The 14679-nt window shown below is 68.0% G+C and carries 17 protein-coding genes; 7 read left to right on the top strand and 10 right to left on the bottom strand.

Annotation, left to right across the window (positions count from 1 at the left end; all coding sequences use genetic code 11):
• Positions 1-436: 436 nt before the first annotated feature.
• Positions 437-784, bottom strand: coding sequence for a 50S ribosomal protein L19 (gene rplS / locus RAC81_RS02175; protein WP_096716150.1), 348 nt, complete (start codon positions 782-784; stop codon positions 437-439).
• 176 nt (positions 785-960) lie between these two features.
• Positions 961-1452, bottom strand: coding sequence for an MFS transporter permease (locus RAC81_RS02170; RefSeq protein ID WP_375080799.1), 492 nt, complete (start codon positions 1450-1452; stop codon positions 961-963).
• A gap of 108 nt (positions 1453-1560) precedes the next feature.
• On the opposite strand from RAC81_RS02170, the gene map reads away from it, so the two are divergent.
• Positions 1561-2343: a type I methionyl aminopeptidase gene (map, locus tag RAC81_RS02165; RefSeq protein ID WP_375080798.1), complete on the top strand. Its 783-nt coding sequence runs from the start codon at positions 1561-1563 to the stop codon at positions 2341-2343.
• A 9-nt stretch (positions 2344-2352) separates the two neighbouring features.
• On the opposite strand, the gene RAC81_RS02160 is transcribed toward map, so the two are convergent.
• Both RAC81_RS02160 and RAC81_RS02155 read right to left on the bottom strand, forming a co-directional pair.
• Positions 2353-2799, bottom strand: coding sequence for a pyrimidine dimer DNA glycosylase/endonuclease V (locus tag RAC81_RS02160; RefSeq protein ID WP_375080797.1), 447 nt, complete (start codon positions 2797-2799; stop codon positions 2353-2355).
• Positions 2796-3530, bottom strand: a complete 735-nt coding sequence (locus RAC81_RS02155; RefSeq protein WP_375080796.1) for a class I SAM-dependent methyltransferase — start codon at positions 3528-3530, stop codon at positions 2796-2798. The genes RAC81_RS02160 and RAC81_RS02155 overlap by 4 nt, the downstream gene beginning before the upstream one ends.
• Before the next feature lie 72 nt (positions 3531-3602).
• On the opposite strand from RAC81_RS02155, the gene RAC81_RS02150 reads away from it, so the two are divergent.
• On the top strand, positions 3603-4196 hold the full coding sequence (locus RAC81_RS02150) for a histidine phosphatase family protein (protein ID WP_375080795.1): 594 nt from the start codon (positions 3603-3605) through the stop codon (positions 4194-4196).
• Here the strand turns inward: RAC81_RS02150 and trmD are convergent.
• The 4 genes from trmD to rpsP are packed head-to-tail and all read right to left on the bottom strand — an operon-like array spanning position 4193 to position 6211.
• Positions 4193-4894: a tRNA (guanosine(37)-N1)-methyltransferase TrmD gene (gene trmD, locus RAC81_RS02145; RefSeq protein WP_375080794.1), complete on the bottom strand. Its 702-nt coding sequence runs from the start codon at positions 4892-4894 to the stop codon at positions 4193-4195. The genes RAC81_RS02150 and trmD overlap by 4 nt on opposite strands.
• Before the next feature lie 20 nt (positions 4895-4914).
• Positions 4915-5535: a ribosome maturation factor RimM gene (rimM, locus tag RAC81_RS02140; RefSeq protein ID WP_375080793.1), complete on the bottom strand. Its 621-nt coding sequence runs from the start codon at positions 5533-5535 to the stop codon at positions 4915-4917.
• A 1-nt stretch (position 5536) separates the two neighbouring features.
• On the bottom strand, positions 5537-5767 hold the full coding sequence (locus RAC81_RS02135; protein ID WP_042541671.1) for an RNA-binding protein: 231 nt from the start codon (positions 5765-5767) through the stop codon (positions 5537-5539).
• 6 nt (positions 5768-5773) lie between these two features.
• Positions 5774-6211, bottom strand: a complete 438-nt coding sequence (gene rpsP / locus RAC81_RS02130) for a 30S ribosomal protein S16 (protein WP_096715969.1) — start codon at positions 6209-6211, stop codon at positions 5774-5776.
• A gap of 207 nt (positions 6212-6418) precedes the next feature.
• On the opposite strand from rpsP, the gene RAC81_RS02125 reads away from it, so the two are divergent.
• A complete protein-coding gene (locus RAC81_RS02125; RefSeq protein ID WP_375080792.1) occupies positions 6419-7570 on the top strand; it encodes a glutamate--cysteine ligase in 1152 nt (383 codons plus the stop codon).
• Between the two features lie 3 nt (positions 7571-7573).
• Here the strand turns inward: RAC81_RS02125 and RAC81_RS02120 are convergent, their stop codons facing one another.
• A complete protein-coding gene (locus RAC81_RS02120) occupies positions 7574-8545 on the bottom strand; it encodes a sugar-binding transcriptional regulator (RefSeq protein ID WP_375080791.1) in 972 nt (323 codons plus the stop codon).
• 102 nt (positions 8546-8647) lie between these two features.
• Between RAC81_RS02120 and RAC81_RS02115 the strand changes: the two genes are divergently transcribed.
• The 3 genes from RAC81_RS02115 to glpK all read left to right on the top strand — a co-directional run bounded on the left by RAC81_RS02115 (position 8648) and on the right by glpK (position 12752).
• Positions 8648-10357 (top strand): FAD-dependent oxidoreductase, encoded by a 1710-nt coding sequence (locus RAC81_RS02115; RefSeq protein WP_375080790.1) that lies wholly within the window; start codon positions 8648-8650, stop codon positions 10355-10357.
• Positions 10358-10454: 97 nt separating this feature from the next.
• Positions 10455-11207: an MIP/aquaporin family protein gene (locus tag RAC81_RS02110; RefSeq protein ID WP_375080789.1), complete on the top strand. Its 753-nt coding sequence runs from the start codon at positions 10455-10457 to the stop codon at positions 11205-11207.
• A 30-nt stretch (positions 11208-11237) separates the two neighbouring features.
• Positions 11238-12752, top strand: coding sequence for a glycerol kinase GlpK (glpK, locus tag RAC81_RS02105; protein WP_375080788.1), 1515 nt, complete (start codon positions 11238-11240; stop codon positions 12750-12752).
• Positions 12753-12754: 2 nt separating this feature from the next.
• On the opposite strand, the gene RAC81_RS02100 is transcribed toward glpK, so the two are convergent.
• Complete coding sequence (locus RAC81_RS02100; protein ID WP_375080787.1) at positions 12755-13687, bottom strand: LysR family transcriptional regulator; 933 nt, start codon at positions 13685-13687, stop codon at positions 12755-12757.
• A gap of 78 nt (positions 13688-13765) precedes the next feature.
• On the opposite strand from RAC81_RS02100, the gene RAC81_RS02095 reads away from it, so the two are divergent.
• Positions 13766-14677, top strand: coding sequence for an EamA family transporter (locus RAC81_RS02095; RefSeq protein ID WP_375080786.1), 912 nt, complete (start codon positions 13766-13768; stop codon positions 14675-14677).
• Positions 14678-14679 lie beyond the last annotated feature (2 nt).

Here is a 14679-nt window from a genome sequence, read left to right as displayed (position 1 = left end):
CGATCCGTTCGAAGCACAGCCAATCCAGAAACCGAAGCGGGCTACGCGAAAGCCCCTTCCCCAGCCAGTCTCTGAGTACTGGCTAGCCCCTAAGATCAAGCCACAACCTGAGCCAGTCGTCCGAGCATTCAAGCCCTACTGGGAGCAGATCGGGTTCGAGAGCAAGGAAGCCTGGCTCGCCTCACTGCCACCGGTCAGAACCGAAAAGCTAGTGATCCCCCGTATCCGGATCGTCAGCGGCGGCCTGCCCGGTCTGGGCAGGAGACGTTAGCCCACTATTGAGCCGAGCTAGGGCAGGTCCCTAGACAGCAGAAGGCCCATCCTCCAGTTAGGAAGATGGGCCTTCATGCGTGTGGCGTGCCAAGTGCGTGCCAACTCAGGTACCCTGACTCTGTCAGGAGGGAACCTCTATTTCTAGAAAATAGAGGCCTAAACCTTAGTTGTCGCGCTTCTCCTTGATCTTCGCCTTCTTGCCGCGCAGCTGGCGGAGGTAGTAGAGCTTCGCGCGACGCACGTCACCGCGGGTGACGACCTCGATGTGGTCGATCACCGGGGAGTGGACGGGGAAGGTGCGCTCGACACCGACCTGGAAGCTGATCTTGCGAACCGTGAAGGTCTCGCGAACGCCGTCGCCCTGGCGGCCGATGACGACGCCCTTGAAGACCTGGATACGGGAGCGGCTGCCCTCGGTGATGTTGACGTGCACGTTGACCGTGTCACCGGGGTGGAAGACAGGAATGTCGGAACGGAGCGAAGCCGCGTCGACGGCGTCGAGGATCTGCATGATCGTCTCTCTCTGCACTCGCCACAGGTCGGATGCATGATTTCGGAAGGAACAAGAAAGGTGTGTGCTGAACGGCGCCGAAGCGTCCGCGGGCTCCCCTGAGGCAGAGCCGGTCACGGCACAAGGAACTATTCTGCCACGGATGCCTCGCGCCGCCAAAACGCGGTGCACACTCGTCAGGCGTCGCGCTGATCCGTCTCCCGGACGACGATGACCTCTCGGGCCCGGGTCGTGGAGGTCGGCTCGTCGACACGCGGGATCGTCGACCAGCTGATGGTCTCTCGGATGCGTGCACCGCTCCCCCTCGCCTCGTTCCAGAGCTGCCAGAGCTGAAGCCAGATCAACGCGATACCGGCGACGATCGCCGCCGTGAGGAGCCACCCGAACGCCCCGTCGATGAACAGCCCGACGGCGATGGTGAGTCCGTGCCAGACGGTGAATCCGGCGACGTCCCACCAGGAGACCGCCCGCTCGGCGCGCACCGACGGACGAGACCGAGTGAGAAGGGTGAGAAGCAGCTGCCCGAGGAACACCGAGGGCACGGCGATGAACAGGACCCACAGGATCGCCCACCCGCCCTGGAACACGCCCCATCCGACGAGGAGCCACAGTGGCAGCAGGAACGCGGCCGGGAGCAACCACCGGAAGAACGCCTGACGCAACCACATGCCTCGATGGTACGACGGTGCGCCGTGCACGTCCGGTGTGTTCGCTCTGAGCGCGTGCGGTCCGCGGGGCTCCGATCAGGGAGAATGGGAGGGACGAGAGGACACCCGATGATCGAACTGCGCACCCCCGCCGAGATCGACGAGATGCGCGCGGCAGGACGCTTCGTCGCCGAGACGCTGGCGACGCTGCGCGATGACACCAAGGTCGGCACGAACCTCCTGTCGATCGACCGTCGCGCGCACGACATGATCCGCAAGGCGGGCGCGGAGTCCTGCTACATCGACTACCACCCCTCGTTCGGTGCGAGCCCGTTCGGCAAAGTGATCTGCACGTCGGTGAACGACGCCGTCCTGCACGGACTCCCCCACGACTACACGCTTCGCGACGGCGATCTCGTCTCCCTCGACTTCGCCGTGTCCGTCGACGGCTGGGTGGCCGACTCGGCAGTCTCCTTCATCGTCGGAACACCACGCGACGAAGACCTCAGGCTCATCGACACCACAGAGCGTGCTCTGGCAGCCGCGATCGATGCGGCGACGGTGGGCAACCGCATCGGCGACATCTCGGCCGCCATCGCCGCGGTATCGCACGGCGAGGGGTACTCCATCAACACCGACTTCGGCGGCCACGGCGTCGGTCGCATCATGCACGGCGACCCGCACGTGCCCAACGACGGCCGGGCAGGACGCGGCTTCCCGCTGCGCGAGGGACTCGTGTTCGCCCTCGAGCCCTGGCTGCTCGCGACCACCGACGAACTGGTCACCGATCCGGACGGATGGACGCTGCGCAGCGTGGACGGCTCCCGTGGCGCGCACTCCGAGCACACCGTCGCGGTGACAGCCGACGGCCCTATCGTGCTGACCGACCGCTCATTCCTCGGAGTCGACTGACACCGCTGCTCAGTCCGCGACTGACCCCCGCTCCCAGCCGGCGACGGGACCGTCCAGGACATGGAACAGCGGATGCGGCTCGGGCGTCGTCACGCCCGACCAGAGCTCGAGGAGGTCGGGGCTGCGCACCGCGAGCTTCGCGGTGAGGTGACCCCATTCGAAGGCGAGCTGCCCCGTGGTGACGGACAGCGCCTCGGTCTGACGCGCCGCAGCACGGTCGATGCGACTCCGGTCGAACCGATAACCGCGTTCATCCGCTTCCATGGCTATCGCCTCGAGGTAGGAGCCGAGCGCGTCGAGCGGATCGGGCGCTGCTCGGAACCTCTCGAGCTGCGGATGCCTCTCCCATCCGCGAGTACGTCCGGCGAGGACGGCCTGCGCGAGCAGGGTCTCCCGCCAGCACGCCACGAGCCCCTGACGATCGAGATACTGCGGATGCAGCGACCAGATCCTCATACCCGGGTGTAGAGGTAGACGTCGGTCAGGTGCGGCAGTTCGAAACCGTCCAGGCCGCGCGTCGCGGCATCCGCGTCGAGGATCTCCTCGATGGCGGCGGTCATCGCCGCCTTCCCCGCCGGATCGGCGACGAGGAACGTGCTCACCGTCGACCACCGTGCGAGGTAGCCGTCGCGGGTGATCGGCTCGGTCCAGTGGAAGGACTCGAGGCGGTCGAAACGAAAGCCGGGAAGCTCCTCCGCCGTGCTGGTCGTTTCATCGGCCTCGCCCACGGCGGGGTGAATGACGCGTGCTGCCGCCCTGTCCCACGAGCATGCGGGATCGGACCGGTTCCACAGCAGACCCAGCGTTCCACCGGGCCGCAGCACCCGCGCGATCTCCGCGCAGGCTCGCACCCGGTCGAACCAGTGAAAAGCCTGCGCCACCGCCACCACGTCGACTGCAGCGTCGCCGACGGGGATCTGCTCCGCGTTACCGGCGAGAGCCTCCACGCCGGGCAGCTTCTCTCGGAGAACGTCGAGCATGGCGGCCGACGGCTCGACAGCGATGACCCGGTCGGCGCGATCCACGAGATGTTCGGTGAACTTCCCGGTACCGGCTCCGAGGTCGAGAGCGACACCGACGTGGCGCGGGACGATGGCATCCGCCGCGACCGAGGGGAACCCGGGCCGGTATCGGTCGTAGTCCGCTCCGATCCCCTCGAACGATCTCGCCAGCGCCTCATCGACCATGCTCCGACGGTATCAGTCCGTCCCCTCGCCCCGTCCGTCGACGCCTCGCACCGCCTGTGCCATCCTGAGGGCATGATCCCGCAGGACCGTCACGTGCCGGAGCGAGTGCTCCTGGCCCGCCACGGCCAGACGGAGTGGAATCTGGAGCACCGGCTGCACGGGCAGCTGGACTCGCCTCTGACCGCCGAAGGGATGCGGCAGGCGGCATCCCTGGCCCAGCGACTCGTCGGCCAGGACATCACGATCGTCTGCTCCAGCCCGCTGGGGCGAGCACTGCGCACCGCCGTCGTGATCGCCGAACGGCTGGGAGTCGATCTCGTCGAGGTCCCTGAGCTCGCCGAAGTCCACCACGGGCAGATGGCGGGGTTGACCTGGGGCGAGATCGACGCACGCTTCCCCGCGGCCAGGGAGGAACGCGCCGCGAACCGCTACGGCTGGGCGTTCCCCGGTGGCGAGAGCTACGCGCAGGCGCGTGCGCGAGCACGCCGAGCGCTGACCTCCTGCGGCTGGTCGGCACCGGGCACGCCGCTCATCGTCAGTCACGAGATGATCGGGCGGATGCTGCGCGCTGAGCTCCGCGGGCTGGATGCGTCGAGCGCGCTGGCGCTCCGGCATCCGCCGGGAGCGGTCTTCGAGATAGACCGCCGCGGCGAGCGGATGCTCTAGGACTCGTCGTCCGGCAGCAGATCGGGACGGCGGAGCCGGGTGCGCTCGAACTGCTGCTCGCGGCGCCACGCGGCGATGGCGGCGTGGTTGCCGCTGAGCAGAACATCGGGCACGGGCCGGTCCCGCCACAGGGAGGGCTTCGTGTACGACGGGTACTCGAGCAGGCCGTCCTCGTGCGATTCCTCGACGAGGCTCTCAGGGTTGCCGACCACGCCGGGGATCAGACGCCCGATGGCCTCGATCATCGCCATCGCGGCGACCTCTCCCCCGTTGAGCACATAGTCGCCGAGACTGATCAGCCGCACTTCGCCGCGCGTCGCCGCATACTCGAACACGCGCTCGTCGATGCCCTCGTAGCGCCCGCATCCGAAGATGAGGTGGTCGCCTCCGCTCAGCTCACGCGCTGAGGCCTGCGTGAACACCTCGCCTGCGGGAGAGGGGAAGATGATGGTCGGTCGAGCCGACGCGTCGATCGCCGCGAGATCGTCGATCGCGGCGGCCCACGGCTCCGGCTTCATGACCATGCCGGCACCGCCGCCGTACGGCGTGTCGTCGACCGTGCGGTGTCGATCGTGGGTCCAGTCGCGCAGATCGTGGATGTTCAGCTCGAGCAGGCCGGTGCTGCGAGCCTTGCCCAGCAGCGAGAGGGTCAGACCGTCGAAGTACGACGGGAAGATCGAGACGACGTCGATGCGCACGAGGAGAACCTGGTCAGCGCTCAGGAGGTCGCGTCGGAGTCGGACGACTCACCGGCATCCTCGACGGTCTCCGCGTTCGCGGCGTCCTCGGAGTCGGGCAGCTCCTCGAACAGCCCCGTCGGCGGCGTCACGACGACCCGTCCGGCGGCGATGTCGACGGTTGGCACGATGGCCTCGACGAACGGGACCATGATCTCCTGCTCGCCGGACTTGACGATGAGAAGGTCCTGGGCGGGCAGGTGCTCGACGCGGATCACGCGACCGACGACCGTGTCGTCGCGGACGACGTCGAGACCTGTGAGCTGGTGGTCGTACCAGGCGTTGTCTTCGGGCTCGTCGGCGTCCTGGTCGATCCAGAGGATCGCGCGCACGAGGCTCTCGGCGGCGTCGCGATCGTCGACGTCCTGAAAGAAGACGACCGAATTCGCGTTCATGACGCGGTACTCGCGGACCGTCACGGTCTTGCCGTGCCACGGAGATGCCTCGGGCACCTGGAGCGTGAACTCGGCACCCGGCGTGAAACGCCGTTCCGGGTTGTCGGTGTACAGCTCCAGCTTCAATGCGCCCTTGAGGCCGTGGGCCTTGACGAGGCGCCCCACACGGAGCTGGTTCTTGCCCTGGTTGCGGTCTTTCGGCACCACGTCAGTCGTCCGCGACGTCGACGCGGACGCGCCGCCCGTCCGCCAGGGCGGAGATGAGCGTGCGCAATGCCTTCGCAGTGCGGCCGCCGCGCCCGATCACGCGCCCACGGTCATCGGGGTGCACACGCACCTCGAGGAGATCGCCTCGCGGCGATGTGGAGGCGTTGATGCGGACATCCTCAGGGTGATCGACGATCCCCTTGACGATGTGTTCGAGCGCGGCGGCGAGCACGGCGGATTACTCGGAGTCGGCGGCGGGAGCCTCAGCGGCCTCCGCGTCGGCCTCGGCGGCGGGAGCCTCCTCAGCGGGGGCCTCCTCCTTCTTCTCCGCCTTGGGCTTGATGACCGACTTCTTCGACGAGTCCGCCTCGAAGGCGGCCTTCTCGTCGGCGACCTTGAGGGTGGACTTCGCGTCCTTGTCACCCTTGAAGGTGCCCCAGTCGCCCGTGATCTTGAGGAGCGCGGTGACCTGCTCGGTCGGCTGAGCGCCGACGGACAGCCAGTACTGGGCGCGCTCGGAGTCGATCTCGATGAACGAGGGCTCCTCGGTGGGGTGGTACTTGCCGATCTCCTCGATCACGCGACCGTCGCGCTTGGTGCGCGAGTCGGCGACGACGATGCGGTAGTAGGGCGCACGGATCTTGCCCAGGCGCTTGAGACGAATCTTGACAGCCACGATTCTCCTGAATTGTGTGGAAGGAAACGAACCGGTCGCCTGGAGAGTGGGGTGCACATCCGGCGGAAGCTCAAAGGGAGGACTCGTGCTGGATAGAGGGTCGAGCACGTCGTCCGACCCACTATTCTGCCAGATCCGTCGACCGGTGGCGAAACGCGGCGACACGATGCTGGTCGTGTCGCCCTCGTCGCGTGCCAGACTGTGCGGGTGACACTCGAGTTCGCCGCGTCCGACCGGTCCACCGTCGGCCTGGAATGGGAGATCATGCTCGCCGATCCGGCGACCGGCGATCTCGTCGGGCGCGCTCCCGAACTGCTGGAAGTCCTGGAGGCGAACAGCGCGGACGAGCGGTACACCGTGACCGGCGAGCTCCTGACGAACACCATCGAGGTCACGAGCGGAATCGGCGACTCGGTCGCGCACGCCGTCGACGACATCGCGAACGCCATCACGGCCGTGCGGACTGCGACCGACCCGGCCGGCATCGAGCTGCTGTCCGCCGGCAGCCATCCGTTCGCGCAGTGGTACGACCAGGAGGTCACTGACAAGACCCGGTACCACACCCTCATCGAGCGGACCCAGTGGTGGGGTCGCAACATGATGATCTGGGGCATCCACGTGCACATCGGCGTCGAGGACAGGCGCAAGGTCATCCCGATCATCAACGCCCTCTCGGCGTACCTCCCCCACCTCCAGGCCCTTTCGGCCTCCAGCCCGTTCTGGGCCGGTGAGCGCACCGGGTACGCGTCCAACCGCGCTCTCGTCTTCCAGCAGCTCCCCACTGCAGGTCTGCCGTGGCAGCTGCCCGACTGGGCCGCGTACGAGTCGTACCTCGACGACATGGTCAGGACCGGTGTCATGGCCGACGCCACCGAGGTCCGCTGGGACATCCGTCCGGCTCCGCGCTGGGGAACCATCGAGATCCGCGCGTGCGACGGACTCTCGACGCTGCCGGAGCTCGCCGCCGTCGCCGCCCTCGTGCAGGTGCTGGTCGAGCACTTCTCTCGCGAGATGGACGAGGGGCGGGAGCTGCCGACCATGCCGTCGTGGTACCACCGGGAGAACAAGTGGCGCGCGGCGCGCTACGGGCTCGACGCGCGGCTGATCGTCGACGCCGATGGCACACAGCGACCGGTGCGCGATCACCTCGCGGAGATCCTCGACGGCCTCGCGCCCGTGGCGGTGGAGCTCGGATGCGTGCGGGAGTTCGGCAGCATCTCGACGATCCTCGGCAGCGGCGCCAGCTATGAGCGGCAGCTCACGATCGCGAACGCCACGGGCGGCGATCTCCGGGCAGTCGTGCAGCACCTGATCCGCGAGTTCCGGTCGGGTCCGGAGGACTCGACCGAGGCGCTCTGACCCTCAGTCCTCCACCAGGCGACGGGCGAGCCCCTCGTCGAGCACGACATCGGTGACGAGGTCGGCGGCGATCGCGGCGCGCAGACTCGCCAGTTTCGGGATGCCGGACACGACGCACACGCGACGCGGCACACGACGCAGTCTGTCGAGGCCGGGTCCGGTCGCACGGGCATTGACGCGGATGTCCTTCCACGACCCGTCAGCTCGGAAGAACACCGTCGCGACGTCGCCGATCGCATGGTCTTCGCGGAGGCTGCGGTAGTCGTCGCGACTCAGGTAGCCGCCGACATAGACCCGGCTCGGGACCTCGGCGGCCGGCGACCCGAGGCTGAAGACGGCGATGTCCATCTTCGCCTGAAGGTCGAGCACCCGACGCGTGCTGCGCTCCCGCCACATGGCTTCACGCGTCGACGGATCATCGAAGAACGCCGGCACCGGGAACTGCTGCACCTGGGCGCCGAAGGCGCTGCCGAAGCGCTGCAGGATGTCGCTGGAGTACTCGACGCCACTCGTCTGCGTGTTGCCGGCGCCGTTGAGCTGCACGAACGTGGTGTTGTGCGTCTCCTTCTGCGTGAGTCCACGGCTCACCGCGCTGATCGTCGACCCCCACGCCACTCCGACGATCATGTTCGAGTCGACGAACTGCGACAGCAGTCTGCCTGCCGTCAGCGCCACCCGCTCCAGCCGCTCCACCTCGCTCACGATCTCCGGCGTCGGCACGACGTGCGCCACCACTCGATGCCGGTCGCGGATGCGCTGCTCCAGCATCCCCAGCCGCTCGAGCGGCGAGTTGATGCGGATGTCGACGAGACCGCTCTCCCGCGCGAAGCTCAGCAGGCGCGACACCGACGACCGGGAGGTCTTCAGCTCCTTCGCGATGACCTCCATGGTCTTGTCCTGCATGTAGTAGAGCTGCGCGGCGGTGAGCGCCGCGACCAGCTTGGAGTCCCTGGATCCCGGCTCGGGGTGGGTCATGGCATCCTCCTCGACACCGATCCTTGCACATATGTGCAGCGGGGTTGCGCGCCGGGGTCGTACGGGTCGATGCTGGGGGCAAGCACCACAGGGAGGTCGAAGATGATCGAGTCGACACACTCGTCACCGGAGCGCGCAGAGGTCCGCGCCGTTCGCGAAGCAGGGCGCACCAGCGTCCTCATCATCGGAGCAGGGATCAACGGCATCTCCACGTTCCGCGACCTCGCTCTGCAGGGCGTCGACGTCGTCCTCGTCGAGCGCGGCGACTTCGCCTCGGGCGCGTCTGCGGCGTCGAGCCACATGATCCACGGCGGCATCCGCTACCTCGAGAACGGCGAGTTCCGCCTGGTTCGCGAGTCGGTGGAGGAGCGCAACGGGCTGCTCAAGATCGCGCCCCACTACGTCAAGCCGCTGCAGACCACGATCCCGATCTACTCGACGTTCTCCGGCATCCTGTCCGCCCCTCTCCGCTTCCTGACTCACAAGAGCGGCAAGCCGCAGGAGCGCGGCGCGTTCCTGATCAAGATCGGCCTGACGATCTACGACACGTTCTCGCGCGACGGCGGCACGGTTCCGCGTCACCGCTTCCTCGGTCGCAAGAAGTCGCTCGCAGAGCTGCCGCACCTCGATCCGAACATCAAGTACACGGCGACGTATTACGACGCCTCGATGCACGACCCCGAGCGCCTCGCGCTGGACGTGCTGCAGGACGGTCGCGCCGCCCACCCCGGCGCCGTGGCTCTGAACTACGTCGAGGCCGTCTCGCGCGACGGCGACACGGTCGTGCTCCGCGACCGCGAGAGCGGGGCCGAGTTCACCGTGGCGGCCGACGTCGTCGTCAACGCCTCCGGCCCGTGGACCGACCTCACCAACGACGCGCTCGGCGCCGACACGCGCTTCATGGGCGGCACCAAGGGCTCGCACATCGTGCTCGACCACCCCGAGCTCCTCGAGGCGACGCGCGGCCGCGAGATCTTCTTCGAGCACTCAGACGGTCGCATCGTGCTCATCTACCCGCTCAAGGGCCGGGTGCTCGTCGGCACGACGGATATCGACGCCGACCCCCGCGAGGTCCCGGTGTGCACGGACGAGGAGATCGACTACTTCTTCGATCTCATCCACCACGTGTTCCCGCAGATCGCGGTGACGCGCGAGCAGATCGTGTTCAACTTCTCCGGCATCCGCCCGCTCCCCCGCCATGAGGACACGGCACCGGGGTTCGTCTCGCGCGACTACCGCGTCGAGGTCGACAGGAAGGGAGCGACCCCGCTCGTCAGCCTCGTCGGCGGCAAGTGGACCACGTTCCGCGCGCTCGGCGAATCGCTCTCCGATGTCGTGCTCGACCTCATCGGCCGCACCCGGACCGTCTCGACCGCCGGTCGCGCGATCGGCGGAGGCCGCGACTTCCCGCGCACCGAGAAGGCTCGCCGCATCTGGATCCAGGAGAACCTGGGGGGCGCGGCCGAGCGTGCCGAGAAGCTGCTGGCCCGCTACGGCACTCGCGCCGCCGAGGTCTGGGCCTTCATCGAGCAGGGTGACGACGCTCCTCTCGCCGGTGGCGACCTCTCGACGCGCGAGCTCGAGTGGATGGTGCGCAACGAGCTCGTCGCGCGGCTCCAGGACGTGGTCCTGCGGCGCACCAGCATCGCGTTCACCGGCAATGCCGACGCCGAAGTGCTGGACGAGCTCGCCGACGCTCTGGCGTCGCTGCTCGACTGGGATCGCGACCGCCACGACGCCGAGATCGAGGAGACTCGGACGCTGTTGAACGAGCGCCACGGACTTCACATCCCGTCCCGCACCCGCGGCTGACGGGACCTCCGACCGTCGCCCTCCTCGCGACGAAACACAACAAAAGAAGAGTGTCGGGGCAGAGGGGCCCCGGCACGCGAGAAAGGTCAAAGAAGACATGACTGATGTGAATCTCGGTCTCTACTTCCTGTCGGAGTTCGTCGGCACAGCGCTGCTGATCCTCCTCGGATGCGGAGTCGTCGCAAACGTCGCCCTGGCCAAGAACAAGGGCTACGGCGGCGGCTTCCTGATGGTCAACTGGGGTTGGGGTCTCGCGGTCTTCGTGGGTGTCCTCGCCTCGGCGTACTCCGGTGCGATCCTGAACCCCGCGGTCGGCATCGGCCTGCTGGTCGCCGGCAACATCGACTTCTCGCAGTTCGCGACCGCGACCGGTGCGGAGCTCCTCGGCGCGATCGTCGGAGCAATCCTCGTATGGCTGGCGTACAAGCAGCACTTCGACGAGGAGCCCGAGCCCGCCAACAAGCTCGGCGTGTTCTCGACCGGTCCGGCGATCCGCTCCTACGGCTGGAACCTCGTCACCGAGGTCATCGGCACGTTCGTGCTGGTGTTCGCGGTCTTCGCATTCGCCGACTACGGCGTCGCCGACATCGGGGTCCCCGGGGGCCTCGGACCGCTGAGCGCCCTGCCCGTCGCCCTCGTCGTGGTCGGTATCGGCGCATCCCTCGGTGGACCCACCGGATACGCCATCAACCCTGCCCGCGACCTCGGCCCTCGCATCGCCCACGCGATCCTCCCGATCAAGGGCAAGGGCTCCAGCGACTGGTCCTACTCGTGGGTCCCGGTCGTGGGTCCGCTCGTCGGTGGCGTGCTCGCCGCCCTCGCCGCACCGGCCCTCCTCGGCCTCGCCTGAACCGCCACCTGACTTCGAAGGAGAACATCCATGGCTGACTACATCATCGCGATCGACCAGGGCACGACCTCGAGCCGCGCGATCATCTTCGACAAGAAGGGCAGCATCGTCGCCACCGGCCAGAAGGAGCACGAGCAGATCCTGCCCAAGGCCGGCTGGGTCGAGCACGACGCATCCGAGATCTGGCGCAACGTGCAGGAGGTCATCGGCCTCGCCCTGAGCCGCGCCGACCTCACGCGTCACGACATCGCCGCGGTCGGGATCACCAACCAGCGCGAGACCGCCGTCGTGTGGGACAAGAACACCGGCAAGCCGGTGTACAACGCCATCGTCTGGCAGGACACCCGCACGCAGGAGATCGTCGACCGTCTGGCCGGCGATGAGGGCGTCGACCGCTTCAAGTCGGTCGTCGGTCTTCCCCTCGCCACCTACTTCTCGGGGACCAAGATCACCTGGATCCTCGAGAACGTCGACGGTGCTCGCGAGAAGGCGGAGGCCGGCGACCTGCTCTTCGGCACGACCGACAGCTGGGTGCTCTGGAACCTCACGGGCGGCATCGACGGCGGCGTGCATGCGACCGACGTCACCAATGCATCGCGCACGATGTTCATGGACCTCGAGACGCTGGAATGGCGCGACGACATCCTCGAGGCGTTCGGTGTGCCGCGCTCGATGATGCCGGAGATCCGCTCTTCCTCCGAGGTCTACGGTGCAGCCGAGAGCTCGTCGCTGCTGCGCGAGACGCCGATCGCGGGCATCCTGGGCGACCAGCAGGCGGCCACCTTCGGCCAGGCCGCGTTCGACAAGGGCGAGAGCAAGAACACCTACGGCACCGGCTGCTTCCTGATCTTCAACACGGGCGAGGAGATCGTCCGCTCGAAGAACGGGCTGCTCACGACGGTCGGCTACAAGCTGGGCGACCAGCCGACGCACTACGCGCTCGAGGGATCGATCGCCGTCACCGGATCCCTGATCCAGTGGCTTCGCGACCAGCTCGGCATCATCTCCTCCGCCCCTGAGGTCGAGGAGCTGGCTGACAAGGTCGAGGACAACGGCGGTGTCTACATCGTCCCCGCGTTCTCGGGTCTCTTCGCACCGTACTGGCGTCCGGACGCCCGAGGCGCGATCGTCGGCCTCACCCGCTACGCGAACAAGAACCACATCGCGCGCGCGGCGCTGGAAGCGGTCGCCTTCCAGACCCGCGACGTCCTCGACGCGGTCAACGCGGATGCCGGTGTGGACCTCTCGGAGCTGAAGGTCGACGGCGGCATGGTCGCCAACGACGCGCTGATGCAGTTCCAGGCGGACGTTCTCGGCGTGCCGGTCGTGCGCCCTGTCGTCGCGGAGACCACTGCACTGGGCGCCGCATACGCGGCCGGCCTCGCCGTGGGCTTCTGGAGCGGTCTCGACGACCTCTCCGCCAACTGGCAGGAGGACAAGCGCTGGGAGCCGTCGATGGACGAGGCCGAGCGCGACCGCCAGCTGCGTCTGTGGCGCAAGGCCGTCACGAAGTCGATGGACTGGGTCGACGAAGACGTGAAGTGATCTCAGGATGCTGAGGGGGCGGGCTCGGAGGATTCCTCCGGGCCCGCTTCCGTGTTTCCCCGTCGTACCTCGTCGACCACCTCGCGGAAGGCGCGAGTGACCGCTCGGGTCGACCGCTCGTCCCACGCGAGGTATTCGACCCGCGACGGCCCGTCGCGGAGGGGGACGATCCGCACTCCGCCTCGCGAGCCGTCGGCGACGCCCGTCGCCAGCAGCGTGACCGCGAGTCCGGCGGCGACCAGGCCCAGGATGAGTTCGGCGGAGTCGGCCTCGAACGCGACGTCGCGTCGAACGTCCGCACCGGCGAACGCCGCATCGCTCTGCGCCCGCCCGGAGGTTCCGGCGGGGAAATCGGCGAAGACCTCGTCGGCGAGATCCGAGAGCCCGATACTGCGCCGGTTCGCGAGCCGGTGATCGCCGGGGACCACGGCGACGAGCTTCTCGCGCGCCAGCTCGCGTGCGGCGACGCCGCGCGGCTCGACCTCGGCGCGCAGCCCCAGCAGCGCGGCATCCAGACGTCCGGCGCGCACATCGCTCATGAGGCTGTCACTGTTGCCGACGACGAGCTCGACTCGGGTCCTCGGGTGCAGGGAGCGGAACCGCGCGATCACAGCGGGCACATACACCGCGGTCACGGTCGGGATCACCCCGAGCCGGAGTGTTCCCGTGATGTTCCCGGCTGCGGCAGACGCCGCCTCGCGCGCGTCGGACGAGGCGCGAACGGCGATGCGCGCGTGCGCGAGGAACGCCTCACCGGGCTCGGTGAGCCTCACCGCACGACTCGTGCGCACGAACAGCTGGTGCCCGATCTCGCGCTCGAGAGCCGCGATCTGATGGCTGAGAGCCGACTGCGTCACGAAGCTCTTCTCGGCGGCGCGGGTGAAGCTCGATTCCTCGGCGACCGCGACGACGTACCTCATCTGCTGCAGATCCACCAATCCATGATCTCCATTCATGGTTGAAATGACAATCATGCGTTGGATTCATTTTGCGATAGGGGCGAATCTGGGTCCATGAACCGCCTGACTCTCCTCTTGCTCACCGCCCTCGCGCCGATCTCGTGGGGAACGACCTACCTCGTGACGACAGAACTCCTCCCGGTCGGCCATCCCCTGCTTGCCGGACTCCTCCGCTCGCTGCCGGCCGGCCTCGTCGCGCTCGCCATCGGTCGCATCTTGCCGACGGGGTGGTGGTGGGTGAAGTCCCTCGTGCTCGGCATCCTCAACATCGGAGCGTTCTTCCCACTGCTGTTCCTCGCTGCCGAGCGGCTCCCGGGCGGGGTCGCCGCCGCCGTCGCAGGGGCGCAGCCTCTCATCGTGCTCGCGCTGAGTGCGCTGGTGCTCCGCGACCGCATCCGCCCGGCATCAGCCGTCGCCGCTCTGGCGGGAGCCGCAGGCGTCGGACTCGTCGTGCTGGGCCCGGATGCGGCGCTCGACGGTCTCGGAATCCTCGCGGCGCTCGGTGGCGTCACCTCGACCGGACTCGGCATCATCCTCACGAAGCGCTGGGGACGTCCGGCCGGAGTGGGTCCTGTCGCCTATGCGGGATGGCAGCTCACCGCGGGCGGACTGTTCCTGCTGCCGCTCACACTCGGGGTCGAAGGCCTGCCGTCACGCATCGACGGCGACGCCGCGCTGGGCTACCTGTGGTTGGGGACCGTCGGCGGACTGATCGCGTACACCCTGTGGTTTCGCGGCATCCAGCTGCTCCCGGTGGTCGCACCCGGACTGCTGGCGCTTCTCTCCCCCGTCGTCGCGACCGCTCTCGGCGTCGCGCTCGCCGGCGAGTCGTTCAGCGGCGCGCAGGCACTCGGAATCGGGATCGTGCTCGTGGCACTGGTCGGCGGGCAGATCGTCGCCCGTCCGCGGCGCTCTGAAGAGCCCGCGAGCACGGCTGCCGCCGAACGCGTCGACGTGAGAGCCTGAAC

The organism is Microbacterium sp. CR_7, assembly GCF_041954755.1.
GTDB lineage: Bacteria > Actinomycetota > Actinomycetes > Actinomycetales > Microbacteriaceae > Microbacterium.
Note: the sequence above shows the minus strand (reverse complement) of the source record. Positions and strands in the feature narration are given on the sequence as shown.